The following is a 26,291-nucleotide window of genomic DNA, read 5'->3' on the forward strand; positions in this document are numbered from 1 at the left end:
CCAAGACTGGCTATCTCATCCTCCATCTGTATAAAAGTACCACCAAGAGCAGGAAGCCTGACGGCCATCGCCTCACTTATCTCAGTAGCCGGCGTTATAGGATACCCCGCAAAAAACCTGCACCCGGCAGCAAGAGCACCCTCCACTATGGCCTCATTACCCTGCAACAAAACAGGTCGTCCCATCTCTCCGGTCACTACCTCATCACTCCCCTTCGGCATAACGTTTCACAACCTTCTACACCGCTTCCAGCTGATTCTCTTTTCTGGGCCGCACGCTTATGGCAAAATCCGGACAGTGCGTCTCACACCACCCACAGCCCGTACACTTCTCAGACGCCACAACCTGAGGATTCCCCTCCTCATCCATCTCTATGCACTGCACAGGACAAAAGGCAGCACAAATACCACAGGACTTGCACCAGGCACGAAAAATATCAATCTCATACTGCCTGCGACCCTTCTTAACCCCCTGCCCCACCGTCTGATCATCCCTTCGCTTCTCTCCCATATCACACCACCTGTAGCAGTCGGATCCATCTACAAGACTTGCAACAAACCCGCATAAATCCGAAACCCTTGCTTCCGCATTTTAGCCAACCGACAATTCTCAACCCTAGGTCACTCCCGTTCTTAAAGATCGTGTTTTTGGATTCTGACCCGGAAATTATCTTTAAAACCCCACAAGCCTTAAAGTTGCTGACAATCTGTTACGGCAATTTTTCTCAACACGTAGTTGAGGATACCTCCGTTCCTGTAATAATCCACTTCAACATCGGTATCCAAACGAGCCACCACATAAAAGGTTTTTTCTTTGCCGTCTGAAATAGCTTTTACCATCAGCTTTTTTCTCGGTTTGATGTCGTTAACACCCAAAATGTGGTACTCTTCGGTGCCATCAAGCCCCAGGGACTCGGCAGACTGACCTTCTTCAAATTGTAAGGGTAAAATTCCCATTCCGATCAGATTGCTCCTGTGAATTCTTTCAAAAGACTGTGCTATTACTGCTTTAACACCAAGAAGTTTTGGCCCTTTAGCCGCCCAGTCTCTGGAAGAGCCGGTGCCATATTCTTTCCCACCCAGCACGATAAGAGGAACCCCTTCCCGCCTATAAGCCTCGGCAGCATCAAAAACAAACATTTTCTTTTTTTCGGGAAACTTAACCGTAAACCCGCCTGATTCTGAAACCAGTTTATTTCGAATTCGAATGTTGGAAAAAGTCCCTCTCATCATTACTTCATGATTTCCTCGCCTGGCTCCATAACTGTTGAATCTGTCTGGAGTAATGCCAAAGGATTTCAGGAACTGACCAGCAGGATAGTCTTCAGGAATAGCACCCGCAGGTGAGATATGATCGGTCGTAACGGAATCGCCAAGCCATAGCAACACCCTGGCCCCTCGAATGTCCTGCAACTCAGGTACCTCCAGTGAGAAATCATCAAAAAAGGGGGGTCGCTGTATGTAGGTGGATTTTGGATCCCAGGGGTAAGTAACGCTCTCTTCAACCGATAGATTTTTCCACAATTCGTCACCATCTACTATATGCTTATAATTTTCCTCATAAAGCTCTGATATAATATGCTGCCTGACCAGTTTATCTATCTCTGAGTCGTCAGGGAGTATGTCAGCGAGGTAAACAGGCATACCGTTTGGATCCATACCAAGTGGTTCCTGCTCAAAGTCTATATCCACTCTGCCCGCCAGCGCAAAAGCCACTACCATCACTGGGGAAGCTAAGAAATTGGACTTCACCTTCTGATGAATTCTTGCCTCAAAATTCCGGTTACCTGAAAGGACGGCAACCACGTTTAGATTATGCTTTTCGACGGCTTTTTCCACTTCCGGGTGAAGCGGCCCGGAATTTCCGATACAGGTGGTACAGCCGTAGGCCACGGCGTGAAATCCCAATGCCTCGAGATAAGGCAAAAGGCCGGAGTTATGGAGATAACTGATTACAACTCTGGAGCCTGGCGCAAAAGAAGTCTTCACATAACCTGGAACTTTCAGGCCCTTTTTTACGGCGTTCCGAGCAAGCAATGCAGCTCCAATAAGAACTTGAGGATTAGAAGTGTTAGTGCATGAGGTGATGGCAGCTATAACCACACTACCGTCGGAAATTTCAACGGTTTCCCCTCTGATATGGACCGAAACAGCTCTTTTAGGGTGATCTTTACCCAGGATTTCGGCAAACTTTTTCTTTAGCTCGGGAAGTTCAACACGATCCATAGGCCTGGAAGGCCCTGCTACCGCAATTCTGGTCGCAGAAAGATCCACCTCTATCACATCACTGTATTCCGGATTTTCTTCGCCGGTGTAATAGAGCCCCATCGCCGGAGCCACCCGTTCTGTAATCAACGCCTCACGTCTTCGACCTGTAAGATACAAAAATTCAACAACCTTCCTGTCCACCGGGAAAAAGCCCACCGTTGCACCGTATTCCGGACTCATGTTGGCAATAGTTGTTCGTGTGGGAACGGGCAAATCTTTCAGGGCTGGCCCAAAAAACTCGACGAATTTTTCAACTACTCCGTAGTCCCTTAATATCCTCGTTATCCTGAGAACGAGATCCGTGGCAGTGGTGCCCTCTGGCAGTTTACCCACCAGCCGAACGCCGATAACCTGAGGAATTGTCATGAAACAGGGCTGGCCCAACAGAACGGCTTCCGCCTCAATTCCGCCAACCCCCCACCCCAGTACGCCAATCCCGTTGACCATGGTCGTGTGCGAATCGAGTCCCACAACGCTGTCGGGAAAGCAGAGCACCCTTCCGTTTTTTCGACTATGCCAGAAAACCTTGCTAAGGTATTCGAGGTTAATTTGATGACAGATTCCGGACCCGGGCGGGATCATGCGAAAATTGTCGAAACTTTTCTGTGCCCACTTAAGGAACCTATAGCGTTCCTTGTTCCTCTCATACTCTCTAAGGGTATTATACATAAAGGCATCCGCGGTGCCGTAAAAATCCACCTGAACGGAATGGTCGGCCACTAAATCCACCGGCACCATAGGGTTCACAACTCCAGGATCTTTACCCAAACGAAGCATCGCATCACGCATAGCTGCAAGATCGGCTACAGCGGGCACACCCGTAAAATCCTGCATCAGCACCCGGGTGGGGAAAAAGGGAATCTCCACCGGTTCTTTGTATTCACCTTTCCAGTTAACAAGCTTTTCAATGTGATGCTCCTTGACAAGCTTTCCGTCCTGCCGTCGCAGAAGGTTTTCCAGCAGAATTCGTATTGAATAGGGAAGATGATTCAGGCGATCTCCACATAATCCTTTTAGATCGATAAATTCAAAGACTTCACCATCCTTCTCAATCTGCGTTCTCACATTCATACTCTCCTTGTTCCTCCTTCTTATCTCATCAACCATGGGAGTGTGATTAATCCCTCGGGCCAGTCCATTTGTAATAAGGACGAAGCAATCAACAGAAAACCGAAACCGGCAGCTCCTGCAATGAATGACAGTAGCCAACCTACTCTGGTTTCATACCGATAAAAAAGCAGGATACTCAAAGACATGGCAAGGGGATACCCTAAAATCCAGATACCCAGATAAATGGCAATTATGATGCCCAGGTATTTAGCAAAACGCATCCATACAATCGAGGAATCGGCTTCTTTGGAGACCGACACGGTCTTTCCGCCCAAGATTCTACGAAGATCCATAAAGAGGGCAATTAAAGCCACAATCAAAAGAAAACCACTTACGTAAAGAGGGAAAATCCTGGCAAGAAAGTCGTACGACAAAGCGTCCACTACCCCGTAAGTAAAGCACAGAACAAAAAAGAGTGAAAAAAACAGTCCGGCATCAAGCTTTTGCAGTTTCATGTTCTATACCGCCTCTATCTTTTGACCTTCTCTTCGGCTTAAAGCGTATGCTAAGATAAATACATATGCCGATAATCACGGCGAGTATCACCACACCAGGTCTTTTCACCCAATCCAGACCGTATCTCTGGACGGAAATAAACAGGTAGGTTTCCAGATTACGTGACAGAACATAACCAATAAGAGTGGCAGGTCTAGACCATCCATAACGCTTCATTAGCCATCCCATTATTCCCAAAACGAGCAGAGAAATGAGATCCCCCCAACTCCGGGTTGCCTGATAAGAGGCAAAGGTGATGATAAGGATCATAAACGGAGCTAGATACGAGAACGGAACAATTGTCAGTCGGGTGATAGGCTTGGAGAGAAGAATACTCAGGCCCGCTCCAAAGACATTAGCCAGAGCCAGACTCCACACGGCCGTGTAAATTAGATCCACATGCTCCGTTACCATCGCCGGTCCCGGTTGAATTCCGAGAATCAAGAGTCCGCCGAGGAACACAGCCATGGAACCGGATCCGGGAATACCGAAGAGAAAGGTGGGAATGAGGCCGCCGCCTTCTTTGGCATTGTTGGCACTTTCCGGGGCAATTACACCCCGAATATCACCTTTTCCAAAATTTTCCCTATCTCTCGTGGTCTGGATTATGTGCCCGTAAGCAATCCAGTCCACTACAGAGCCGCCCAGGCCGGGAATGAAACCGACGATAACTCCAATAATGCTACACCGGAGAACAATGAGTTTGTTTTTAAGCGTATCTTTTACACCGTCCAGCCAGCCTTTACCGAGGCTTTCCACCTCGGCAATGGAGCGTCCCTGAATAAGCAAATCAATAATTTCAGGAAATGCAAAAAGCCCCAGGCCCACAACCACCAGTGGAACACCGTCCATCAAGTAATCGATTCCGAAAGTATACCTATATTCGGCTACTGCCGGAGCGTCACCTACAGTTCCGAGCATCACACCGAATCCAGCTGCAAGTACGCCTTTAAGTGCATTATCTCCCGAGAGAACACCCACCATGGACATGCCGAGCACCGCCAGCATGAACAGCTCGGGAGAACCAAAGGCAAGCACCAGAGGGCGGGCTACCGGAATTATGATGCTCAAAACCGTGGCTCCGAATAGCCCGCCAATTAGCGAAGCAGTAAAGGCAGCACCTAGGGCCCTCGCCGCTTCACCTTTTTTAGCCAACGGATATCCGTCCATAATGGTTGCCTGAGAAGCGGAGGACCCCGGAATGCCCATCATCACAGATGGGAAGGTGTCTGAGGTTGGAATAACCGCAACCATACCAATGAGTAGAGGAAAGGCCACATCAGGCTCCATTCCGTATATTATGGGCAGCAAAATTGTCATTCCCACAATGCCGCCGAGCCCGGGAAGGATACCAACACACAGTCCCACAATTACACCAGTTATAAGCATTGCCAGATGTGTGGGCTCAAACAATCTCAAGAAGGTCTCTAGCATCAGATCCATTGGCAAATCTCCAGGAAGCGCAGGCGAGTTTTAAAACACAGCAATTATTCTAACTTCTCAGCAACGGCTCGAAGTCCTTAATCCACGGTAACACCGTACTTGTCTTTGATCCACTTGAGAACCCAGGCTTTGCTTTCCGGAGGAACATCCAGTACCGACTGAAAAGCCTTCGCCGCCTTCTCCCCGTAATACTGCTTGTAACCACCAAGGTTTTTTTCAATGACCTTCTGGAACTCGGGATCCTCTATCGTCTTCTTAGCCGCCTCCCGCCAGACTGCCACAATCTCCGCCGGAGTCTTTTCAGGCAACCACACTGCTTTCTGTACTGCAAATCCCGCCACAAAGAAGGCTTTCCAGGCTTCCCAGGCGGGGCCAGAAGGTTTTTTCCCGTGTACCATCTCGTAAACTTCGGGGAAGCAGGGAAGGTCCGGTTCAATGGGATCACGGACGATGTTACCTTCCTCATCCAGTACGCCCCAGGTCATCAAAGGAATAGCCTTTTTCATCTCCACCAGAGGTCGCACGTTTTCTATGTATGCTGTGGAAGTCTGATAATCTATGTTGACTTCTCCCTGTTCGAAAGCAACCCGGCCAGCTCCTCGACCTTTGTAGCCGAATACCGCTTTAACGTTTAGACCGAGCATGTCGAAAGCCAGCAGTGGAACCAGATCCAGAGAGGTAACACCCTGAGAAGCATACACCAACTCTTTCTTAAACCCTTTGAGATCTGCCGCTGACTTAACACCCAGATCGGGGTTGATGTACACAACACCGCCCGTACTTGAAGCTAAGACAATATGATACTTTGAGAAATCGTACTTCACCTTACTGTTTCCAAGAAGATAGGGAAAGGTGGTGGAACCCGAAGATCCGAAGATTGTTAGCCCGTCCGGACGTGCCCGTTCGTGAAAGTAGTTCGCACCAACGATGCTTCCTCCACCGGGCATGTTCTTGATAACTATTGTCGGATTGCCGGGCAGGTACTTTTGAAGGTAAGGGGCGTAAAGGCGTGCCCACACGTCACTTCCTCCACCTACGCTGAACGGTATAATCCACTTAATCGTCTTCCCGGAGAAATCGACTTCAGCATTTGCTGAAGTAACCAGTCCAAAGGCTGTGATAAAAGCAACAACCAATGCCCAGACCTTTTTCTTACACATGCCTTCCTCCTTTTCTCATGCTAAGGTTCACCCACTTCACGCGACGCTTACCAGGTATTGATAAAATCCACCTTTTTATTGCGCCTCCGTAAAAGTAACCACAGTCTCGGCAAGCACACTGTAGTCGGGATCCGTGACCTTAAGAGTATAACTCCCGGCCCTGATGATCTTCTTTGATATGAAACGGCTGCAGTCCCACACCACTTCCCAGTTACCTTTATCATCTGCAATGGGAGTTTTGTCCAAGGCAAAACTGATGTCTGTAATCACACCATCGTCAGCCACGAAAAGTATTGCCAGCTCCTGACCGGGAGAGAATCCCGATCCCTTAAGCCGAACCTCTACTTTTTTGCCTAACTTAACCTGCGCTGGTTCGACCCAAAATTTAACGTCAGCAAAGGCCATTGACAGGGTGCACAAAAGCAAAACCAATCCCCCAATAATTGCTCGCTTCATAAGACCCTCCTCCGTGATTTTTGGAACTCCCTCCATCAACCTATGGTTTTACATCTCCCAGAAACAACCCCGGACACCCCCGTTAAGGGGCATCATATTCGACAATCACCCTGAAACAACATCTCAAAGAAAAATGGCTAGAAGCCTTTTGGGAACTCTTCAGCGTTTTTTAAAAGAGCAGCGTACCGATAGATCCCGTGAATGAATTTACTACAGGGAGTCAGGAAAAAAAGACCCGCTACCAAGCCTAAATGAACCGTCAGTAACAAACCCATGAGCACAGTACCCCTCAGCAAAAGCAAAAATATACCGCTAAAGGCAATCAGAAAAAGCAGAGCAAGCATGAACAGGTCATGGATCGTGGATTTTCGATCGGAAGGATTGCTGTCAATGCGGTATTTCAGATAGACGAGCCCCGATGTTCCAACCAAAATTGCAAAGCCTCCGACTGTTCCGAGAACCACGGGTAAGCTGAACCAGGAATAGGGACCGGCAATACCGAGAACGTGATGGTAATAAAAAGCTGCGGTAGTCGCCCCAAAACAAAGTAAGAAGCCGTAAAAAACGGCATGGTGAAGGTAGCGCCTTTTCATGGAGAACTCTTCAGCCGGGTAATTACACCCTACTCCACGGCCTCCCAAAAATTCTAGAGTCAAGGCATTTTTCAGTGCTCTTGCATGTAATGTCAGCGAGTTCCAGGCCCCGGCAGAGCCACCCATAGCCGCCCATAGGTTCCTTACACCCTTTACAATTCCAAAAATAGCCCACATTGCAAGGAGGGAGAACAATAGGATTATCAACGGATAGGGAACTACGGAATAAAATAGACCAGCCTTTGTATCAAGAGATTCAGGGGTGTTTCCCCAAATAAATCCCAACAACCCGAAAAAGGCAATAGAGGCCACAACAACAGATATCGATAAAAGTACTCCCCATTTCCCCAAAAAAAATCCGGTCCACGAAGGCCACACACAGCTTTTATAAGTGGTCATTCGCAATTGTGCCATAACTCTGGGAAAGTTCACATTAAAAGGATGAGGAGGAGCATACTGACAGGCATAATAACAATCGCGACAGTTATGACAAAGGTTGGCTAGATATATGATATCCTCACGCGAGAAGGTTCTCCTGAGTTCCATGGCCGGAAACACGGCACAAAACCCTTCGCAGTAACGGCAAGCATTACAAATGGTAAGCACCCTTTCAGCTTCTTTGTAAGGATCGGATAACATACCTGACCGCTTCCTTTCCGGCTTCTATCCCAAAAACGGTGCCTATGGTCATGCCAAACCCTGCAAGATAGCCGCGTCCAAGAATATTCCCCGCCATGATTTCTCCAGCGGCAAAAATATTGGGAAAAGGTCCGTCAGGACCAACCACGCGAGCCGAAGCGTCAACCTTAACCCCCAAGTAAGTAAAGGTAATTCCAGGCCGCAGAGGATAGGCGTAGAAAGGTGGTCTATCGATTCTTCGGGCCCAGTGACTTTTGGGCGGAGAAATACCTCGGGCCACACAATTATCCAATCGCGCAGGATCGAAATCCCTTTCTTCCACGGCAGCGTTAAACTGATCTACAGTCAATTTTAGAGCTTTGGGATCTATACCCAGCTTTTCACCCAGATTTTCAACCGTTTCTGCCGTAATCGGTGGAAACACCGAAGGCATAAAAAGATCCAGAGCTTTGGCGTCGATGATCGCGTAGGCAATCTGATCGGGTTGCTGAGCTACAAGCCTACCCCAGATGGCGTATCTCTTCGGCCAGAAATCTTCACCCTCATCATAAAAACGCTTAGCCTCCCTGTTAACCACAATGCCGAAGGTGATACAATCCAGTCTTGTGACGATACCACCGTCGAATTCGGGGGCCCGCGCATCCACCGCAACGGCATGGCACTGTGTCGGATCACCAACGGGCACGGCACCATGTTTTAGAAGTGCCTTCAGCATACGCCCTCTATTGTAAGGTGTGCCCCGAATGACAAAGCGATCTGCCGCCTCGCCCCAGTATTCCTTTATCCATTCCTTATTGGCCTGAAATCCCCCTGTGGCAACAACCAGACTTCGAGCTTCAATTGGCCGTACCAGATTATCTATCCTCACATGAAGCCGTCTGAAAAGACCATCTTCTATTTCCAAATCCACTGCTTCAGCACAGGTCAGGATTTCAACCCCCAGCTGCCGGGCCTTCCTGTAATATGCATTAACAAGAGCCTTACCACCTCCCAGAAAGAAGGCGTTTGTCCTTGATAAATGCAGAGTTCCCCGCATGGCTGGCTGAAAACGACAACCATGAGCTTCCATCCATCGGCCCAGGTCCCTCGAACGCTTTATGGTCAATCGTGCGAGTTCCTCATCGGTATGCCCACCTGTTACGGCCATCAAATCCTCAAAAAACTCCTCTTCTGAGTACGGACCAGTCAGGTAATCATTAGCACTCGCATGGACATACCGAATATTTCGTGTATGCCGACTATTGCCACCACGGCACCATCCCGGTGCACTTTCCAATAACAAAACATCCGCACCCGCTTCTCTAGCGGTCATGGCGGCACATAATGCTGCGTTGCCACCGCCTGCAACAATTACGTCATAATTTTTCGTTTCAAAAGGACGATGAGTCACTTTGTATCCTCAGATCAGGTCAGACAATCTATGAAACCAGGGCTTATCTGTGGTTGCAAAAGAAAGATAGTTTCAATTTTTGTGCCTAAAAGATGTGAAAATCCTACAATAGCAAAAAATTAAATTCTTACTTTAGGGCAGGAGTACACACAAAAGTCGCACCTACCAGGCCGCTACGGGCTTTCCTGATGCCAAAAGGGAAGTGGCCTCTTCCAGGCATTGCAAGTCTCACGACATATGTGATATTAGTGTTAATGTTATGTTTCATTCACGAAACACTTCGTTATGATAAGGTGACATGCCATGAAACAAAAGCCCCTAAAATTAGGAGTCTTTGCTTCCAGTGACTCTCTCATGAAAGCTATTCTTGATGTCAGGGAAGAATACGAGGACATAGACTTCCTGATTTCAGGGAAGAGCCTGGACGATGCCCTGGAAGAAGGGCAAAAAATGATAAGGCAGGGCGTAGAAGCTATTATAAGCCGGCGTGGAACAGCGCACTTACTGCGCCAGCACCTGAAAGTTCCGATTGTATCCTTGCCTCACTTTACTGTGGAATTGATAGCAAGTCTTCGAAAAGCCTCTGCATACGGCAGGAAGGTTCTCCTGCCTTGTTTCGGGGATGATCTGATAGACTTGGGTACATTATCCAAGCTTCTAAATATTGAAATAGTACAGGGCTATTATACAGACAAAAAGAGCCTTTTCCGATCTGTCGAATGGGGTAAACAGCAGGGATGCTCGGTGGCACTGGGCGGTAACCGTACGCGAGAAGCAGCCCAAGCGGTAGGTCTTCCCTTTGTGGAAATAGCTGTATCACACGAGGAAGTTCGAGCCGCCATTGAAAATGCCCGATCGGTAGCCATATCCAACCGTGCTTACCGCACTCTGGCTTCTCACTATCAGGGTATTCTCGATGCCGCTTCCGAGGGTATAATAGCCGTCGATGTAAAAGGGACAATTTCTGCTGCTAACCGTGTAGCTCGTAGAATATTTTCGGGGAAAATAACAGAAGGTTACTCTCTCCTCGATATCTTTCCTTCCAGGAGATTTCTCAGACCTCTGGCTGAAGGTCAGGCCATAATGGACGTTATCGAGGAAATCGAAGGTCAAAAATACCTCGTCAGCCGCATACCGATTTTCAATGACGATGAAGTCGTAGGCGGAATATATTTCTTTAAAGAAATAGGAGAAGTCCTGGAAGCCGAAAAAGCCGTACGAAGAGTTCTGGCTCGAGGTCTGGTAGCAAAGTATAACTTTTCGGACATAATATACGCAAGCTCCCTTATGAACGATGTCGTTGAAACGGCAAAACAATTCGCCATGACCGACTCAACGGTTTTACTTGTGGGCGAAACCGGCACAGGAAAAGAGCTTTTTGCACACAGTATCCATAACAGCAGTTCCAGAAAGAAGGGTCCCTTTGTCACCGTAAATTGCGCGGCACTCCCTGAAAGCCTTCTTGAAAGCGAACTTTTCGGCTACGAAGAGGGAGCATTTACGGGATCACGCAAAGGAGGTAAGGCTGGTCGATTTGAAATGGCGCACAGGGGCACGATCTTTCTTGATGAAATCGACAGCACGCCTCAACAGGTACAAATTAGACTACTGAGAATCTTACAGGAAAAAGAAGTAATAAGAATCGGTGGAGACCGCAAAATACCCATCGATGTTCGGGTAGTAGCGGCTTCGTCACGCGACTTGATGGATGTGGTAAAAAACGGGACCTTCAGAAGCGACCTTTTCTTCAGGCTTAATGTTCTGAAAATCGAGATCCCGCCACTCAGGCAAAGGCCTGAAGACATCCTGGTACTTCTGGAACATTTCATTCATGTAACGGCGAAGCAGTATGGTTTGAAGGCTGTTACACTTCCGCCACATTTATTAGATCGCCTTATGCGTTACTCATGGCCCGGCAATGTCCGCCAGCTAAGGAACTTTGCGGAAAGGCTTGTATTAACAAGCAACCTACCACTGAAAAATCAAGGTGTCGAAAAGCTGGTAAACGAGCTAATGGCCTCTGATTCAGACCGCCCCCTAACCGGCCCAGAAGCATGTTCCCCTCCCCTATCCACTCATTCGATAATAGATGCTAAAAAGAACGAAATTGAGAAAGCACTCATAAGGAACACTCTGGAACAGTGTCGCTGGAACCGTACTCTCGCCGCCCGCCAGCTTGGAATAAGCCGAACCACACTCTGGAGAAAAATAAAGCTGTTTGGAATCCAGTGCGAATAGCCACCTGGCATAATGTTTGCTCCACCTTTTTGGGCGAATTGAAAAGCTTCTGATTGATGCTCTTTTGTTCCGGCCATAATCGGTCAGTAGAGGGGTTTGGTACAAAGCCGGAGGATGACCATGCAAAGGAGAATCCCGGCCGTCATAATGAGAGGTGGAACCAGTAAAGCCGTTTTCTTCAAAGAATCTCATCTTCCTTCCGACCCTGGAATAAGAGATAAGGTGATTCTGGCTGCTTTTGGAAGCCCTGATCCTTATCGTCGGCAGGTGGACGGGCTGGGTGGTGCAGTATCTACAACCAGTAAAGTCGCTATAATCTCGGTATCATCTGATCCGGCTTATGATGTCGTATATTTATTTGGCCAGGTTAGCATAGATAGACCGCTGGTTGATTACAAAGGAAACTGTGGAAATATCTCCTCTGCTGTAGGGCCCTTCGCCGTTGATGAGGGATTGGTTCCGGTAACAGAACCCGTTACCAAAGTCCGCATTTATCAAAAAAATACAAACAAACTTATAATTGCCGAGGTTCCGGTTCATAACGGCATTTTTAACGAGGAAGGAGATTTTAGCATCCCCGGTGTACCTGGAACGGGATCGAAAATAGCCCTTCGTTTTGTAGATCCAGGTGGCTCGGTAACAGGCGCCCTTTTCCCTACCGGAAACCTGCGGGATACGGTCACCCTCGCCGGGAAAAAATTCGAGGTGACCATTATAGACGCATCCAACCCATGTGTCTTCGTAAAAGCTAAAAGCTTGGGATTAACGGGCGCAGAAAAAGAGGAAATCGAAAACAGTCGAGAGTTGAAAGACCTGATTGAGGCCATACGTGCAAATGCGGCGGTCCGACTTGGTCTTACTTCTACACCCGAGGAGGCGACAGTGTCATGTCAGGCTGTCCCGAAAATCGGCATCGTTTCAGAGCCGATTCCCTACACAACCTGGGCTAATACTCTTGTTGATCCAGAATCTGTGCACCTATGCGCAAGAATGATGTCCATGGGCACGTTGCACGCTTCGTTTCCCGTTTCCGGATCCATAAGTCTGGCGGCCGCCGCACGTATTCAAGGAACCGTAGTTAACGATTGCCTCAAACGCAACCTGCCCGAAGAGGATATCCTCATTGGCCATCCTGGGGGAATCATGCCTGTTGGAGTTTCCATCGATGTAACGCCGGGTTCGCCTCGAGTAACCGAGGCGGTCATTTACCGCACTGCCCGACGTCTGATGGAAGGCTATGTGTTCGTACCGGAAAAGTTCTTCCACGCAGGTTGACCCAAATAACCATAAAAAGGATGGAAGAGAAACACATACATTAAATGAAATATTTTACAGGAATCGAACTCAATTAACTACTTTGGAGAGGGGTGCTTTTTCCTGGTTAGACTTAAGGCCAGGGAAAGTCTTTTCAGGCATGGCCTAAGTATTAAATTACTCCGTCTCTCTGGTGTAATTTCTTTCTCGGGGGTTTCGTCATGAAACTGGATCTACCTTATGGAACAGGAAAGATTGCGGTTCACATCCCCGACGACTCCTGCATAGCCTGGCCTAAAAAAGCACCTCCACTCTTAAACCTGGAAAACGACATCCGGGAAGCCGTACATAATCCCATTGGCACACCAAGGTTAAGGGAAATTGCTCGAGGTAAGAAGGACGCCGTCATCGTAATCAACGATGCTACTCGACCAGCGCCAACCGAGCCGATGCTCACATCGATACTGGAGGAACTGAAAAGTGCGGGCATAAGCGATAAAGACGTTTCAGTTGTAATTGCTTGCGGTAACCACAGACCCGCAACACCCGATGAAATTAGAAGTATCGTAGGAAACGAGTTTGCTGAGAAGCTCAAAATATTAAACCACGTGGCCACAGATACAAAGAATATGGTACTGGTCGGTAAAACGAAGGTGGGTACGCCTGTCTGGATCAATTCCGCAGTTGCTCATGCAAGCATCAAAATCCTGACCGGACTCATAGCCCCTCATCATTCGGCGGGTTACAGTGGTGGCCGCAAGAGTCTGGTACCCGGAGTTGCTGGAATTGAAACAATCAAAGCTCATCACTCCTTTCCTATCAGGCAGTTTGAACCCATGTGCGGGAAACTTGCAGGAAATCCGTTTCACGAAGAAGCAGTACGCATAGCGAGGTTGGTGGGTATCGACTTTATAGTGAATGTGGTTCAAGACGGGTACGGTACCTATGTAGGCGTCGTAGCTGGAGACGTGGAAAAAGCCCACGAAGCGGGTATCGCCATGGGATCAAAGTACTGGAACATCGATCTGCAACACAAATTTCCGATCGTAATAGCTACTCCTGGTGGATATCCCAGGGACATAGATCTGCACCAAGCACAAAAGGCACTTTCCACCGCCGAAATGGCCGCTGTTCCCGGAAGCGTTCTAGTGCTTATTGCAGAATGTAGAGAAGGCCTTGGAAAGTGGAAAGCATCATGGTTACGGGAAGCCACACACCCCAGAGATGTTATTCGCAGATTCGAACACGAGGGTTTCACCGAAGGCCACACGTCCAAGGATTTCATGCTGGCCCGGGCTTTATGTTCCCATCAAATCATTATCTTTTCGAGTTTATCGCCCGACATAGTGCGAAATCTGTTCATGACACCTGCCAGCTCACCTCAGCAGGCAATAGACGAAGCCTTAAAATTGAAGCCTATGGGACCTGTGCTTGTCTTGCCCAAGGCCGTTAACCTCATCCCAAGGGTTAAAAAATGAAAAAAGAGATCTCCAGGGAACTGGGCAAATTTGTTAGTAAGGTCGGTCCCCAGGACCTCCCGCGTAGTGTTTTCACACAGAGCTTGTTTGGCATCACAGACGGTATTGCCGTTATGTTGGCGGGCTGCAGGCAATTCGGTTCCTCTATCGCCCAAATATTGGATGCGCTAGGCGGACGACCGGTTGCGACTGTCATCGGTCTGGGGTATCAAACCTCGGCACCTCTCGCGGCATGGTCGAACGGAATTTTATCTCATCTTCTGGACTACGACGATCTCAGCTTATCAATGGGAGGTCACCCTACGGGGCCTGTCCTTTCGGCAGCGCTGGCTGCAGCTGAAGAAATCGATGCTGACGGCAAAAGTCTTATAACGGCTTATGCCGCAGGCATTGAAGTCATGACCAAGATTGGCTCGGCTCTGTTTGACCGTTTGTACACAAGCGGATGGCACCCTACGTCCGTGCTGGGGGCTTTCGGCGCATGTGCAGCTGCCTCAAACATATGGAAGCTTACCCCTGATCAAACCGCTACTGCCTTAGCTATGGTTGCATCAGCAGCAGGTGGCATCAAAAAAAACTTTGGCACCATGACCAAGGCTCTACACGTTGGAAACGCAGCCTATAACGGGGTGCTATGTGCCATGCTGGCCAGGCGCGGCTGGACCGCGCAGCTTTCTGCTCTGGAGGGGCCAAAAGGACTATTCGACCTAATTTGCGGAAAAAGCTCTTTGGAAGATCACGAACTGATCCACCGATTAGGAAATCCGTGGGACATAGAGGAACCCGGCATATTTCTTAAAAAATATCCATGCTGTGGAAGTATTCACCCTGCCCTGGATGCGCTATTTCAAATCTCAGAGCTACCACGTCCCGGCAAGATCGAAAGGATTCATTGTAAAATTCATCCCGATAAATCTCATATACTTTCCGAAAAAACTCCTCGATCGGGGCTGGAAGCCAAGTTCAATCTTCGGTATTGCCTCGCCTCAGCAATCATCCGCACCGCTGTCTCCCTGGATCATTTTTCAGATGCTGCAGTATCAGACCCGGAAGTTCTCAGCCTGATGGAAAGGATAGAAATTATTCCGGACGAATCGGTAGGTTTATGGGGATCTGAAATCACCATTGAATGTAAGGAAGGTAGGATCGTAACAGGTGTGTGCCATAAACTGGGGGGAATTTTTGACAAAATGACACTTTTACGAAAACTTGAAGATTGTGCGACTTCCATTCTAGGGCAGGAAAAAACGGAACGACTGAAATACGCCTTACAAAACTTGGCCGACCTGCCCAGCGTGAGAGATTTAATGGAAAAAACTGTTTCATAGTTGTCCGATTGGCATTTTAGATAAGATAAGAGGCAGAGAAAATGAGCGGTATAAAATATTTATTGGTATATCTGGCCCTGGGTTCGGTGGGCGGTTACATTGGAGCGAGACTTAAAATTCCTGCGGGCGCCATGATCGGTGCAATGATCGTGGTGATCGGGTTCAAGATAGCAACAAAAGTGGATTGGGCTCTCCCCCGGGGATTTCCCTTCTTTCTACAGATCATGTTGGGTATCACCATTGGCGCATCTTTTCGGATGGAAATGATTCAAGCCCTTACGAAAGTTGCCGTGCCGGTGATTTTGTCCACGCTCATACTGGTACTGGTGGGTATGATCCTTGCCTTTATATTTGCCAGAATGGGAATACTCGACGGTGGAACAGCCTATCTTGGAACAAGCCCCGGAGCCATGAGTCCCTTGATCGTACTCGCCCTTGAAAGTGGGAAAGATCCCACTATAATCACGTGTTTTCACTTTTTCCGTGTGGTCTTTATCATACTAACCATGCCTGCGATTTATCGCTTCTTCTTTGAATGATGGAAAGAACAAAATTGCACAGAAAAGGAGGTCCCATGAAGGAGAAGGTTTGCCTCAGAAACCCTATCGTTGAAATGGATGGCGACGAAATGACAAGAATACTGTGGAAAATGGTTAAAGAAACACTTATTTTCCCGTACATTGACATATCTCTTGAATACTATGATCTTGGAATACAGCATCGTGACGAAACGGATGACAAGGTTACTCTGGATGCAGCCAAAGCTGTTGAGAAACATAAAGTTGGTGTCAAATGCGCAACCATCACACCAAATGCTGAGAGAGTCAAAGAATACAACCTCAAAAGAGAATACAAAAGCCCCAACGCAACAATTAGGGGTTACCTAGATGGAACGGTTTTCAGAACGCCAATAATGGTTGAAAAAATACCGCCTGCAGTAAGGAATTGGAAAAAACCCATCACTATTGCCCGCCACGCATACGGAGATGTTTACCGTAACGCAGAACTCCGTGTACCCGAACCCGGTACTGCCGAACTGGTTTTTAGATCACATTCAGGACGGGTGGAAACCCTTAAGATAGCTGATTTTGACGGGCCGGGAGTTATACAGGGTATTCACAATACCGATGCTTCCATTCGCAGCTTTGCACGGGCCTGTTTTATTTTCGGGCTGGACAGAAGTCTAGATGTTTGGTTTGCTACTAAAGACACGATTTCCAAAACCTACGACGCTCGATTTAAAGAAATTTTCGAAGAAGAATTTGAAACTTTTCGGGCTCGGTTTGAAGAGAAAGGTATTTCCTACTTTTACACGCTTATCGATGATGCCGTCGCTCGCATAATAAAATCCGAAGGTGGGGTCCTCTGGGCCTGCAAGAATTACGACGGTGACGTGATGAGCGATATGGTGGCATCTGCCTGTGGCAGCCTGGCCATGATGACCTCAGTACTCGTTTCACCACAGGGCTGTTTTGTATATGAAGCAGCCCATGGCACGGTACAACGCCATTATTACAGATATCTCAAAGGCGAAAAAACATCCACAAATCCCATGGCCCTTATATTTGCATGGACAGGCGCCATTCGCAAAAGAGGAGAGTTGGACGGGGTAGCCGAAGCTGTCCGCTTTGCCGATGCGCTTGAACAAGCTGCATGCCAGACCATCGAAGCCGGAATCATGACAGGAGATCTGGCGGCCATTGCCCCACCTTTTCCCGAAAAACGAAGTGTCGATTCGGAAACATTTCTCGAAGCGATAAAAGAACGACTGGACAAACACTTTTAATCCAGAAACCGTAAGCACCAGCCAAGTCTTTCAGTATATAGCAGATATGCCGTCCCGTCGTTCAGGGCGGCATATCTGCCTTTCTACGTGAAGAACGATTCCGGTATCTTCTTGAGTAAACGTTTATTGTAACAACTAAATAATAGCTTTCCTGCAATAAAATAGTACCATTCCAATATTCGCTATTGATAAATGAACTTCTTTGCTTCTGTTTCTTTTTTTCATATATAAGTGCAAAAAATTATAAAATTAAGCAGGGAGGGCTAAAGTAATGAAAAGACCTTCGAGCATAGGCTGGTTCGTTGTTGTGGTGGTTATTGCCTCTCTTCTGGTGGGTTGCAGAACACCCGCCGGTCGAACACCCGGAGAAGTCGTGGACGATGCAACCATTACAACGGCCGTAAAGGCCAAGCTTTTCAGAGATCCTTACCTCAGTGGTTTTGCCATTTCGGTAACGACTTTCAAGGGTGAAGTTACTCTTACGGGAGCGGTTGATAACCAATATCAAAAAGACAGGGCAACAGCCGTGGCCCGGTCTGTTCCCGGAGTGGTAAGGGTCCACAATCTTTTGAAAATTAAGTGATCCCTTCTCAAACGGCAGGCCCTTTGTTCGGGCCTGCCGCTTTTTTTCAGAAGCACCTGGTTACCTCAATGCCTTAAGAGCAGTATCAATCCGATTCAGCCCTTCCTCCAGCTCGTTCCAGCTCAGGGCAAAGGAGAGCCGTATGCACCTATCATTTCCAAAGGCGCTGCCGGGCACAACGGCAACATTAGCCTTATCAATGAGATATTCCGCCATCTCAACGGAGTTTCTTACTACGATTCCATCGTATTTTTTACCGTAAAAAGCCGAAACGTCCGGGAAGGCGTAAAAGGCTCCCTGAGGCTCCACACACTTCACCCCGGGGATTTGCCTTAACCTTTCCACGAGGTACTGACACCGGTTCTCAAACTCTTCGGCCATGCGGGCCACGCAGGTTTGATCGCCCCGGAGAGCCGCTATGGCAGCCCACTGAGCTATGGAACAGGGATTGCTCGTCGATTGACTCTGAACGGTTGATGCGGCGGATATGATCTCTTCAGGACCGACGGCAAAGCCTATACGCCAGCCCGTCATGGCGTAGGTCTTGCTGACGGCCTGAATTATGACGGTCCGCGGAAGCATAGTCTCGTCAACCATCGCAACGTTTACCCACTTACGGTTGTTGAAAAGAATGTGTGAGTAAATATCATCCGATAAAACCGTGACATGGGGATGCTTATTCAAAACAGCCACAAGCTCTACCAGTTCGTCTCGATCGTAGTAACATCCCGTCGGGTTGGAAGGGCTGTTAAGTATAACCAGGCGGGTCTTATCGGTGATGGCATTTTCGAGAAGTGCAGGAGTTAACTTGTAATCCTTTTCAAAATCACAATCAACGATTACGGGAACACCGTCACACAGAGCCACCATCTCGGGATAGGAAACCCAATAGGGAGCGGGGATAATTACCTCATCACCGGGATTTAAAATTGCCTGAAGTACGTTGTAGATGGCATGCTTACCACCGCAGGAAACAAGCACCGAAGAAGGAGAATAGTTCAAACCGTAAAAATCTCGAATCCAATCGCATACTGCCTGCTTCAACTCCGGGATTCCGCTCACAGGTGTGTATCTGGTCCGGTCAAAGTGAAGCGCCTGTACTGCCGCCTGCTTCACATGAGCCGGCGTATCGAAATCCGGCTCTCCCACGGCAAAGTTTACGACCCTTACACCCTCACGCCTCAGTTGTTGTGCCTTGGCGTTGATACTCAACGTTGCCGAAGGCTGAACCCTGGCAAGCCTTTTTGAAAGCTCCATAACCAGTCCTTTCCTATGCTACTGACACCACACCTGACGATGGACTCATGACCTTAAACAACGGCTCCTTCTCCTCGTCATCGTCATACACTACTCTGGCAAGATAGAGCCCGTGAGCCGGAGCAGTGGCACCCGCTTTTGTCCGATCTCTGCTTTCCAGAATGGCAGGGATATCGTCAGGGCTCTTCTTACCTCTCCCCACTTCCACAAGGGTTCCAACCATTATTCTCACCATATGGCGTAGAAAGCCGTTGGCTTCAAAGAAAAAAACCAGCTCGCCCTGCCCCAGCTCCTCAACCCGGGCACCAAAAACCGTCCTAACCGTTGACTTAACCGATGATCCTGAAGCCATAAAAGCCGCAAAGTCGTGAGTCCCGACGAAGTGAGAGATTGCCTCTTTTATGGCGGGAAGGTCCAGCGGATAGGGAACATGCCACAGATACCGCCTCATGAGGGCAGACGGCAGGGGTCTGTTCCATATCCGATAAAAGTAAGTCTTTTTTACGGCGGAAAAACGGGCGTGAAAGGAATGGTCAACTTCTTCTGCCGAGGTGACCACTATATCTTCCGGTAGAAGGCTGTTCATGCCTTTTAAAAAGTCCTCGGGATTCAGGCGGGTTTCAGCATAGAAGTTTATTACCTGCCCCAGGGCATGAACGCCGGCGTCGGTCCTGCCCGAAGCTCGAACGCTAACCCTTCTATTAAGCATTATGGCAAGCCTTGACTCGACGACCTCCTGAACGGTCAGAACCCCTTTCTGACGTTGCCATCCGTGGTAGTTACTTCCGTCGTATTCCAGAACAAGTTTGAAGTTTCTGGCGTCCTTTCGTGCCATGACAGCAATCAGGGTTGCCAGGGAACGTAGAACAAGCCGGTCGTTTCGGGTATGCCAAACATTATGTTCATGTTACACACGGCCTGACCGGAAGCTCCTCGCGTAAGATTATCGATCGCCGAAACCACAATAAGCCTCCCCGATCTACCATCGAGCTTCCAGCCTATATCGCAGAAATTAGATCCCCGTACCTGAAGGGTTGAAGGCATTTCCCCGGATCCCACCAGCCTTACAAAAGGCTCATCGGCGTACATGGTCCTGTATGCTTCATCAATCTCCCCGGCCTTAACCCCTTCTCTGGGAACGACGTAAAGAGTACTCAATATCCCCCGTGACATGGGTACAAGATGAGGGGTAAAGGTAACCCGTATCTCCTTTCCGGATATAAGTGATAGCTCCTGTTCAATTTCGGGGATATGCCTGTGAACTCCGCCCACCTTGTAAGCCTTAAAGCCCTCATTGACCTCACAGAAGTGGGTCGTAAGAGACAGACCCCTTCCGGCTCCCGTAACCCCTGATTTCGAATCGATTATGATCGAATCTTCTTCTATCAGGCGGTTTTTGAGTAGCGGGGCAAGAGCCAGGATTATGCTCGTGGGGTAACATCCTGGATTGGCGACGAGTCTTGCAGAAGCAATCTCACGGCGATAAAGCTCAGGAAGCCCGTAAACGGCGTCTTTCAAAAGGTCCGGGCTCGTGTGAGGTTCATACCACTGTTCATAAACGGCGGCATCCCTTATCCGAAAATCCGCACTCAGATCGATTACTCTGACCCCCTTTTCAACCAGCCCGGAAACGGCCTTCATCGATGCACCGTGAGGCAGGGCAGAAAAGACGACGTCAACCCCTTTTTCGAAGACGGGATCGTCGGGCAGGACATAACGAAGATCCACGAATTTTCTGAAGGCCGGATAGTGTTCAGAAACGGCAGATTCCTCCTGAGCTCTGGAAGAAACGGCGACAATCTTTACCTCCGGATGTGTTGCAAGCAACCGAATTAGCTCAAAGCCCGTATATCCGGAGCCGCCGAGAACACCGACCTTCAGCACCTTTATCCCCCGGTATTAAAAAAATGAAAAAGGCACATCTCCGTGCCCCTTTCAAACCAGCAATAACCCTTCGACCTGTGCCAAGACTAACGCTTCGAGAACTGACAAGCCCTCCGGGCACCTCGCAACCCGTACTTCTTGCGTTCCTTCACCCGGGCATCCCTGGTAAGAAGACCGGCGCTTTTAAGAACATCCCGAAACTCAGGGTTATATTCCGCAAGAGCCTTCGCTATCCCGTGTCTCAGGGCACCTGCCTGCCCCGATTTGCCACCGCCCTTAACCGTAGCATAAACATCGATTTTCCCATAAGTGCCGGTAAGCATCAAAGGCTGATAAATCAGCATCTTGCTGGTTTCACGCTCTATATATTCGTCCAGAGGCTTCTTGTTCACCGTTATTGTGCCGTTACCCGGAGAAATCCACACACGAGCCACCGCTGTTTTTCGCTTGCCCGTAGCATATACCCTTTGATCGGCCATGCGCTCTCACTCCCCTGCAATTATAATTGTACAGGCTCAGGCTGCTGAGCCTCATGAGGGTGTTCAGGGCCGGCATAGACTTTCAGCTTTTTCAGAAGCTTACGGCCCAACCTGTTCTTCGGAAGCATTCCCTTGACGGCATAATAGATAAGGCGCTCGGGATGCTCTTCTCTCATCTTTTTCGCGGTGGTGGCCTTCAGCCCGCCAATGTAACCGCTGTGACGATAGTAAATCTTTCTGTCCCACTTACGGCCTGTCAATCGAACCTTCTCGGCGTTAATAACCACAACAAAATCACCCAGATCGACATGGGGCGTAAAATCGGGAAGGTGCTTCCCTCTTAACCTTGCCGCAATCTTGCTCGCCAGTCTTCCAAGCACCTGACCTTCCGCATCCACAAGTATCCATTTACGCCTGTTCGGATCGAATTTAGCACTTTCGGTCTTCATCTTCTCAACCCCATTGATTGTAAAAATTCCCTCTTCACTCGGAATTTCTGCTTATAAGAAATCCCCCTTTCTTTGTCAACCGTGCCGTTGGGCAAGTTCGAAAAAATTTTCCGCTTTTAACAGGGCTTTTATTGAGGTAACAAATTAGGGCTGATGGTGGAAAGTTCAAAGGCAAATTACCTTAAAACCTTTGGCGAAGATATGAAAATAGTCTATCTTTCCAGGTCGGTTATTCCCTCCAGGGCTGCGAATTCGATCAACGTAATGAAGATGTGCCATGCCATGGCATCTCTGGGACATGACGTAACCCTCCTGGGTCATTTTAAAACCGACGAGATAAAAGCCTGTTCTTTCTACGGAGTTACGCCAATTTTCAGGTCTTTAAGCATTCCGTCCATCTCCGGTCATGCGACGGACGGACCTTATATTTTCGGTTCATGGATACGCGCCTTAGAACTAAAGCCGGACCTGGCTTACGGCAGATCTCTTGAAACCTGCCTCCTTACCGCTCTTTCGGGAATTCCCACCCTATTCGAAGCCCACAAATTTCCGAAAACGGTTCTCGCAAACTTCTGCGCAAGGCTTCTCTTCCGGCTTCCTGCTTTTGTAGGTCTCGTGGTTATAACCAAAAAACTGGCGGAACTTTTCGTTCGGCAGGGCTTTCTGGATCCTCCTAGAATTCTGGTTGCTCCAAGCGGTGCCTGCCATCACGAAAGCAACAACAGTTCACGCAGTAAAATCCTCGAAATGATTCCTCCGGAAGCCAGGAATTTCGACCTCCAGGTGGGTTACACGGGACACCTCTACCCGGGGAAAGGTATGGAAATTATCTCGCAACTCGCCCCTCTAGCCCCCTGGGCTTACTTCCACATCATCGGGGGACGGGATGAAGACGTAAGCTTCTGGAAAGCCAGAATTGGCCGCCTTCCGAATGTTCACTTCTACGGCTTTGTTCCACCGTCACTGGCTCCCGCATTCAGGGAAATCTTCGAAGTTGCTCTGGCACCTTACCAGAAAAAGGTTAGAAACAGCGGAACCGGAATTGATACAGGAGACAACATATCTCCCCTGAAAGTTATAGAATACATGTCGGCGGGCCTGCCTGTGATGGCATCCAATCTCGAATCCATAGGAGAGATCATCCGGCATGGAGAAACGGGTTTTCTCATCCCGCCCGACGATATAGATGCCTGGCTCAGGTGCCTCAAGCACCTAAGAGATAATCCAGAAGAACGAAAGAAGATAGGGCTCAGGGCAAGATCGGTTTTTCTGGAGTCTTACACCTGGGATGCCCGCGCCCGGAAGATACTGTCCTTCGTGCAAGCTTATCTACCGGCGGCATCCGCATCGTCCACAAGGAATTCTATTTCCGACGGATCCGGAGGTGCAAGGCCGAATTCCTCGCGGGCAATCCTTTCGAGTTCAGAATAGGCGGTAATTCGCTCCCATTCCAGCCGCAGTTTTTTCTGAACGCGCATTGCCGTTTCAATGTCTCTGGAAATCCTGGCACACTCATAACCGAGCCTTATGGTTTCCGTCCTCACCCAGACCAGCGCAATGGCCATAAAAGTTACGACAAAAATCCCAAAAATCGAAAAAAGGAGACGCTTTCGGCAGGTCATGGCCCAACCTTCCGAATTGCCCGTAATCTTCCGCTTCTCGCTCGAGGGTTTTTATAGACTTCCTCAGGCGACGGGAAAAGGGCCTTTTTCGTGAGAATCTGCACTCCCGGTTTATTCCCGCAGGTACACATCGGGGCTTCCGGCGGGCACCTGCACGGCTGAGCCCACTCTCTGAAAGCTCTTTTCACCATTCTGTCCTCAAGAGAGTGAAAGGACAGGATGCACAAGACGGCTCCCGGTGCCATAACATCGAGGATCCTGGACAGGAAGTCCCGAAGGGCTCCCAGTTCATCGTTAACGTAAATTCTTAGAGCCTGGAACACCCTCGTAGCCGGGTGAATTCTCGAACGGGACTCCCTTGCAGGAATTGCCGATTTTACGACCTTCACCAGCTCCTGCGTTCTTTCTATGGGTTTTTCTTTGCGATGTGCAACAATAGCCCTGGCTATCCTCCTCGCATAACGCTCTTCACCATATTCGGAAAAAATTCTGGCAAGCTCGTGCTCCGACAGGTTGTTTACGACATGGGCAGCCGTCAGATGATCCTCCGGGTTCATCCTCATGTCCAGAGGACCATCACTCATGAAGCTGAATCCCCGCTCCGGGTCATCCAGCTGATCAGAAGACACTCCGAGATCCAGCACCGCACCGTGTATTCTGTCCACTCCCACCCGGGAAACTATTCTGTCAACGTATCGAAAATCGGCATGTAAGAGATAGAGCCTTCCGGCACGGATGTACCGGTCAAAGCGCCTCCTGCAGTTTTCAAGGGCATAAGGATCCTTATCAACCCCTATGACAACCCCCCAGGGAGAGGTTGCCCGAAGCAAGGCGTCCGCGTACCCTCCTGCTCCAAGCGTCCCATCGAAGAAAAAGGCTTTTTGGTTATCAGGTCGCTGGGCGGTCAGCAGGAATTGCAAAACCTCATTTACCATAACCGGAATGTGTTTCGGTCGGCCTTCTATTCCTTCGCTGCCGGAGCCTTCGCTCTTTTCGCTGCAAAGGGGCTTCTGTGCTTCTCCCATATTCTTACTCTCCTCACCCGAAATCCTTCTTTACGAACCACCTGAAGGTGATAATCACCGATCACAACGACCTCCCCAACCTCGGGAAATCGGTCGAGTACGCTTATGATAAGCCCGGCCACCGTTCTCGCCATTGCTTCCGGAAGCTTCATGTCCAGATAGCGGTTCAGGTCTCTTACAAGGATGCTCCCGTCAACAACGACGGAACCGTCCGCAAGGTGAATGATCTTTCCGGCTTCGGCATCATGCTCGTCCGCTATATCGCCGACGATCTCCTCGAGAACATCTTCAAGAGTGACCAGGCCTATCACATGACCGTATTCATTAACCACAACGGTCATGTGGGAACGCTCTTTCTTGAAAAAGGCAAGCTGATCCCTGATGGTTCGAAATTCGGGAGCAAACTGAGGGGGTCGCAAAAGAGATTCCAGACTAACCGACTCCGCACCTTTTCCGTAAAAACTCAAAAGAACGTCCTTTACGTGAATGAACCCGACGACATTGTGAAAGTCGCCCTTATAAACGGGATAGCGGGAAAAGTTGGTCTTCTCTATGGTGCTCATCACTTCTTCAAGAGGGGCTTTCAGGTCGAGGCAAACCACATCTCTCCAGGGAACCATTATGTCCCCCAGGGTAATGCGATCAAGGAGGAGAACACCCAGCAACATGTCCTGTTTTTCCCTTTCGACCCCGGCTTCCTCAACGCCCGTTTCTATAAGTGCTTCCAGCTCTTCTTCGGTAAGCCCCCCACCTTCACCTTGCGGGGTCAGACCAATCGATTTTATTAAAAGCATGGAAAGAAAAGTAAGGAGTTTTACAACGGGATAGCAGAGTCGGACGAGAAGACTCATAAGGGGTGCAACGATAATGGAGATCCTGTCTGCGTGATAGGCCGCAATGGTCTTGGGCGTTATTTCTCCAAAGACCAGCAGGCCTACTGTCACCGCAAAGGTGGCATATAGAACCCCTTCATTTCCGAAAATTCGAATCGCCAGAGCGGTGGCCATGGCAGAAAGGGCAACGTTGACCAGATTGTTGCAGAGCAGAAGAGTGCTGATAAACTTCTCCGGCTCGTCGAGAAGTTCCTTCACCTTCCGTGCCCCGGGGTTCGATTTGCTCAGATACCCCATTCTGAACCTGTTTGCAGCCGTGAAAGCGGTCTCCGAACCGGAGAAGAAGGCCGATAGAGCGAAAAGCGAAAGGAAGGCCAGTCCGTAGAAGCCCAGGTTAAAAAACCCTTCTTTCATCACACCTCCGGATTAGGGAAAAAATGTTCTTGACTTCATGAATTAATTTTACGATCAATGAATAACCATTCATTGATGAAAAGCAAAGATCATGTACGGGGGGAGAGG

The 26,291-nt window shown here is 48.9% G+C and carries 24 protein-coding genes and 1 pseudogene; 8 read left to right on the plus strand and 17 right to left on the minus strand.

Translation table 11 applies throughout. The annotated features are described in order from the left end of the window. The 9 genes and pseudogenes from BM091_RS00005 to tcuA all read right to left on the minus strand — a co-directional run. Window positions 1-221, minus strand: a pseudogene (locus BM091_RS00005) (hypothetical protein); the annotation flags it as partial. A 16-nt stretch (window positions 222-237) separates the two neighbouring features. Continuing rightward, window positions 238-510: a 4Fe-4S dicluster domain-containing protein gene (locus tag BM091_RS00010; protein WP_093392425.1), complete on the minus strand. Its 273-nt coding sequence runs from the start codon at window positions 508-510 to the stop codon at window positions 238-240. A gap of 179 nt (window positions 511-689) precedes the next feature. Beyond that, window positions 690-3,338: an aconitate hydratase AcnA gene (gene acnA / locus BM091_RS00015; protein WP_093392426.1), complete on the minus strand. Its 2,649-nt coding sequence runs from the start codon at window positions 3,336-3,338 to the stop codon at window positions 690-692. A 20-nt stretch (window positions 3,339-3,358) separates the two neighbouring features. Continuing rightward, window positions 3,359-3,832: a hypothetical protein gene (locus BM091_RS13685; RefSeq protein WP_143083070.1), complete on the minus strand. Its 474-nt coding sequence runs from the start codon at window positions 3,830-3,832 to the stop codon at window positions 3,359-3,361. Further along, window positions 3,813-5,315: a tripartite tricarboxylate transporter permease gene (locus BM091_RS00020; RefSeq protein ID WP_218148760.1), complete on the minus strand. Its 1,503-nt coding sequence runs from the start codon at window positions 5,313-5,315 to the stop codon at window positions 3,813-3,815. Before BM091_RS00020 ends, BM091_RS13685 begins: the two co-directional genes overlap by 20 nt. Before the next feature lie 77 nt (window positions 5,316-5,392). Next, a complete protein-coding gene (locus BM091_RS00025; RefSeq protein ID WP_093392428.1) occupies window positions 5,393-6,475 on the minus strand; it encodes a Bug family tripartite tricarboxylate transporter substrate binding protein in 1,083 nt (360 codons plus the stop codon). A gap of 75 nt (window positions 6,476-6,550) precedes the next feature. Next, window positions 6,551-6,931, minus strand: a complete 381-nt coding sequence (locus BM091_RS00030; RefSeq protein WP_093392429.1) for a hypothetical protein — start codon at window positions 6,929-6,931, stop codon at window positions 6,551-6,553. A 137-nt stretch (window positions 6,932-7,068) separates the two neighbouring features. Beyond that, window positions 7,069-8,163, minus strand: a complete 1,095-nt coding sequence (gene tcuB, locus BM091_RS00035; protein ID WP_093392431.1) for a tricarballylate utilization 4Fe-4S protein TcuB — start codon at window positions 8,161-8,163, stop codon at window positions 7,069-7,071. Next, entirely contained in the window at window positions 8,135-9,553 is a 1,419-nt protein-coding gene (gene tcuA / locus BM091_RS00040) for an FAD-dependent tricarballylate dehydrogenase TcuA (RefSeq protein WP_093392432.1), read from the minus strand. Before tcuA ends, tcuB begins: the two co-directional genes overlap by 29 nt. Before the next feature lie 303 nt (window positions 9,554-9,856). Between tcuA and BM091_RS00045 the strand changes: the two genes are divergently transcribed. From BM091_RS00045 to BM091_RS00075, 7 genes are all read left to right on the plus strand, one after another. Further along, on the plus strand, window positions 9,857-11,791 hold the full coding sequence (locus BM091_RS00045) for a sigma 54-interacting transcriptional regulator (RefSeq protein WP_093392434.1): 1,935 nt from the start codon (window positions 9,857-9,859) through the stop codon (window positions 11,789-11,791). 120 nt (window positions 11,792-11,911) lie between these two features. Then, entirely contained in the window at window positions 11,912-13,066 is a 1,155-nt protein-coding gene (locus tag BM091_RS00050; RefSeq protein WP_218148761.1) for a 2-methylaconitate cis-trans isomerase PrpF family protein, read from the plus strand. Window positions 13,067-13,266: 200 nt separating this feature from the next. Further along, window positions 13,267-14,523 carry a nickel-dependent lactate racemase family protein gene (locus BM091_RS00055; protein WP_093392437.1) on the plus strand — a complete coding sequence of 419 codons (1,257 nt, stop codon included), beginning with the start codon at window positions 13,267-13,269 and terminating at the stop codon, window positions 14,521-14,523. Further along, window positions 14,520-15,851, plus strand: a complete 1,332-nt coding sequence (locus tag BM091_RS00060) for an MmgE/PrpD family protein (RefSeq protein ID WP_093392438.1) — start codon at window positions 14,520-14,522, stop codon at window positions 15,849-15,851. Before BM091_RS00055 ends, BM091_RS00060 begins: the two co-directional genes overlap by 4 nt. Window positions 15,852-15,892: 41 nt before the next feature. Then, window positions 15,893-16,390, plus strand: a complete 498-nt coding sequence (locus BM091_RS00065) for an AbrB family transcriptional regulator (RefSeq protein WP_093392440.1) — start codon at window positions 15,893-15,895, stop codon at window positions 16,388-16,390. 35 nt (window positions 16,391-16,425) lie between these two features. After that, window positions 16,426-17,637 carry an NADP-dependent isocitrate dehydrogenase gene (locus BM091_RS00070; protein ID WP_093392442.1) on the plus strand — a complete coding sequence of 404 codons (1,212 nt, stop codon included), beginning with the start codon at window positions 16,426-16,428 and terminating at the stop codon, window positions 17,635-17,637. Window positions 17,638-17,908: 271 nt separating this feature from the next. Continuing rightward, window positions 17,909-18,220 (plus strand): BON domain-containing protein, encoded by a 312-nt coding sequence (locus BM091_RS00075; RefSeq protein ID WP_093392443.1) that lies wholly within the window; start codon window positions 17,909-17,911, stop codon window positions 18,218-18,220. A 60-nt stretch (window positions 18,221-18,280) separates the two neighbouring features. Here the strand turns inward: BM091_RS00075 and BM091_RS00080 are convergent, their stop codons facing one another. From BM091_RS00080 to rplM, 5 genes are all read right to left on the minus strand, one after another. Next, window positions 18,281-19,477: a pyridoxal phosphate-dependent aminotransferase gene (locus tag BM091_RS00080; RefSeq protein WP_093392445.1), complete on the minus strand. Its 1,197-nt coding sequence runs from the start codon at window positions 19,475-19,477 to the stop codon at window positions 18,281-18,283. A 13-nt stretch (window positions 19,478-19,490) separates the two neighbouring features. Continuing rightward, window positions 19,491-20,312 carry a tRNA pseudouridine(38-40) synthase TruA gene (truA, locus tag BM091_RS00085; RefSeq protein ID WP_093392447.1) on the minus strand — a complete coding sequence of 274 codons (822 nt, stop codon included), beginning with the start codon at window positions 20,310-20,312 and terminating at the stop codon, window positions 19,491-19,493. 8 nt (window positions 20,313-20,320) lie between these two features. Further along, the gene (argC, locus tag BM091_RS00090; RefSeq protein WP_093392448.1) at window positions 20,321-21,361 is read right to left on the minus strand and encodes an N-acetyl-gamma-glutamyl-phosphate reductase; all 1,041 of its coding nucleotides are present in this window, start codon (window positions 21,359-21,361) and stop codon (window positions 20,321-20,323) included. Between the two features lie 86 nt (window positions 21,362-21,447). Beyond that, window positions 21,448-21,840, minus strand: a complete 393-nt coding sequence (gene rpsI / locus BM091_RS00095) for a 30S ribosomal protein S9 (RefSeq protein WP_093392450.1) — start codon at window positions 21,838-21,840, stop codon at window positions 21,448-21,450. Between the two features lie 20 nt (window positions 21,841-21,860). After that, complete coding sequence (gene rplM, locus BM091_RS00100) at window positions 21,861-22,289, minus strand: 50S ribosomal protein L13 (RefSeq protein WP_093392452.1); 429 nt, start codon at window positions 22,287-22,289, stop codon at window positions 21,861-21,863. A gap of 153 nt (window positions 22,290-22,442) precedes the next feature. Between rplM and BM091_RS00105 the strand changes: the two genes are divergently transcribed. Then, the gene (locus BM091_RS00105; protein WP_093392454.1) at window positions 22,443-23,720 is read left to right on the plus strand and encodes a glycosyltransferase; all 1,278 of its coding nucleotides are present in this window, start codon (window positions 22,443-22,445) and stop codon (window positions 23,718-23,720) included. Here the strand turns inward: BM091_RS00105 and BM091_RS00110 are convergent. From BM091_RS00110 to BM091_RS00120, 3 genes are read right to left on the minus strand one after another with little or no spacing between them, the layout of a single operon-like run. Next, window positions 23,615-23,911, minus strand: a complete 297-nt coding sequence (locus BM091_RS00110; RefSeq protein WP_093392456.1) for an FtsB/FtsL family cell division protein — start codon at window positions 23,909-23,911, stop codon at window positions 23,615-23,617. The two genes, BM091_RS00105 and BM091_RS00110, sit on opposite strands and share 106 nt — an antisense overlap. Beyond that, a complete protein-coding gene (gene rsmH / locus BM091_RS00115; protein ID WP_093392458.1) occupies window positions 23,908-24,936 on the minus strand; it encodes a 16S rRNA (cytosine(1402)-N(4))-methyltransferase RsmH in 1,029 nt (342 codons plus the stop codon). The genes BM091_RS00110 and rsmH overlap by 4 nt, the downstream gene beginning before the upstream one ends. Further along, window positions 24,873-26,183, minus strand: a complete 1,311-nt coding sequence (locus tag BM091_RS00120) for an HlyC/CorC family transporter (protein WP_093392460.1) — start codon at window positions 26,181-26,183, stop codon at window positions 24,873-24,875. Before BM091_RS00120 ends, rsmH begins: the two co-directional genes overlap by 64 nt. Between the last annotated feature and the right edge of the window lie 108 nt (window positions 26,184-26,291).

The sequence above is a fragment of the Thermodesulforhabdus norvegica genome, assembly GCF_900114975.1.
Lineage (GTDB): Bacteria > Desulfobacterota > Syntrophobacteria > Syntrophobacterales > Thermodesulforhabdaceae > Thermodesulforhabdus > Thermodesulforhabdus norvegica.

Excerpts from the sequence above, each read along its gene's own strand:
- BM091_RS00010 (WP_093392425.1), bottom strand. The coding sequence starts at position 510 with ATGGGAGAGAAGCGAAGGGATGATCAGACGGTGGGGCAGGGGGTTAAG.
- acnA (WP_093392426.1), bottom strand. The coding sequence starts at position 3,338 with ATGAATGTGAGAACGCAGATTGAGAAGGATGGTGAAGTCTTTGAATTT.
- BM091_RS13685 (WP_143083070.1), bottom strand. The coding sequence starts at position 3,832 with ATGAAACTGCAAAAGCTTGATGCCGGACTGTTTTTTTCACTCTTTTTT.
- BM091_RS00020 (WP_218148760.1), bottom strand. The coding sequence starts at position 5,315 with ATGGATCTGATGCTAGAGACCTTCTTGAGATTGTTTGAGCCCACACAT.
- BM091_RS00025 (WP_093392428.1), bottom strand. The coding sequence starts at position 6,475 with ATGTGTAAGAAAAAGGTCTGGGCATTGGTTGTTGCTTTTATCACAGCC.
- BM091_RS00030 (WP_093392429.1), bottom strand. The coding sequence starts at position 6,931 with ATGAAGCGAGCAATTATTGGGGGATTGGTTTTGCTTTTGTGCACCCTG.
- tcuB (WP_093392431.1), bottom strand. The coding sequence starts at position 8,163 with ATGTTATCCGATCCTTACAAAGAAGCTGAAAGGGTGCTTACCATTTGT.
- BM091_RS00045 (WP_093392434.1), top strand. The coding sequence starts at position 9,857 with ATGAAACAAAAGCCCCTAAAATTAGGAGTCTTTGCTTCCAGTGACTCT.
- BM091_RS00050 (WP_218148761.1), top strand. The coding sequence starts at position 11,912 with ATGCAAAGGAGAATCCCGGCCGTCATAATGAGAGGTGGAACCAGTAAA.
- BM091_RS00055 (WP_093392437.1), top strand. The coding sequence starts at position 13,267 with ATGAAACTGGATCTACCTTATGGAACAGGAAAGATTGCGGTTCACATC.
- BM091_RS00060 (WP_093392438.1), top strand. The coding sequence starts at position 14,520 with ATGAAAAAAGAGATCTCCAGGGAACTGGGCAAATTTGTTAGTAAGGTC.
- BM091_RS00065 (WP_093392440.1), top strand. The coding sequence starts at position 15,893 with ATGAGCGGTATAAAATATTTATTGGTATATCTGGCCCTGGGTTCGGTG.
- BM091_RS00070 (WP_093392442.1), top strand. The coding sequence starts at position 16,426 with ATGAAGGAGAAGGTTTGCCTCAGAAACCCTATCGTTGAAATGGATGGC.
- BM091_RS00075 (WP_093392443.1), top strand. The coding sequence starts at position 17,909 with ATGAAAAGACCTTCGAGCATAGGCTGGTTCGTTGTTGTGGTGGTTATT.
- BM091_RS00080 (WP_093392445.1), bottom strand. The coding sequence starts at position 19,477 with ATGGAGCTTTCAAAAAGGCTTGCCAGGGTTCAGCCTTCGGCAACGTTG.
- truA (WP_093392447.1), bottom strand. The coding sequence starts at position 20,312 with ATGGCACGAAAGGACGCCAGAAACTTCAAACTTGTTCTGGAATACGAC.
- rpsI (WP_093392450.1), bottom strand. The coding sequence starts at position 21,840 with ATGGCCGATCAAAGGGTATATGCTACGGGCAAGCGAAAAACAGCGGTG.
- rplM (WP_093392452.1), bottom strand. The coding sequence starts at position 22,289 with ATGAAGACCGAAAGTGCTAAATTCGATCCGAACAGGCGTAAATGGATA.
- BM091_RS00105 (WP_093392454.1), top strand. The coding sequence starts at position 22,443 with ATGGTGGAAAGTTCAAAGGCAAATTACCTTAAAACCTTTGGCGAAGAT.
- BM091_RS00110 (WP_093392456.1), bottom strand. The coding sequence starts at position 23,911 with ATGACCTGCCGAAAGCGTCTCCTTTTTTCGATTTTTGGGATTTTTGTC.
- rsmH (WP_093392458.1), bottom strand. The coding sequence starts at position 24,936 with ATGGGAGAAGCACAGAAGCCCCTTTGCAGCGAAAAGAGCGAAGGCTCC.
- BM091_RS00120 (WP_093392460.1), bottom strand. The coding sequence starts at position 26,183 with ATGAAAGAAGGGTTTTTTAACCTGGGCTTCTACGGACTGGCCTTCCTT.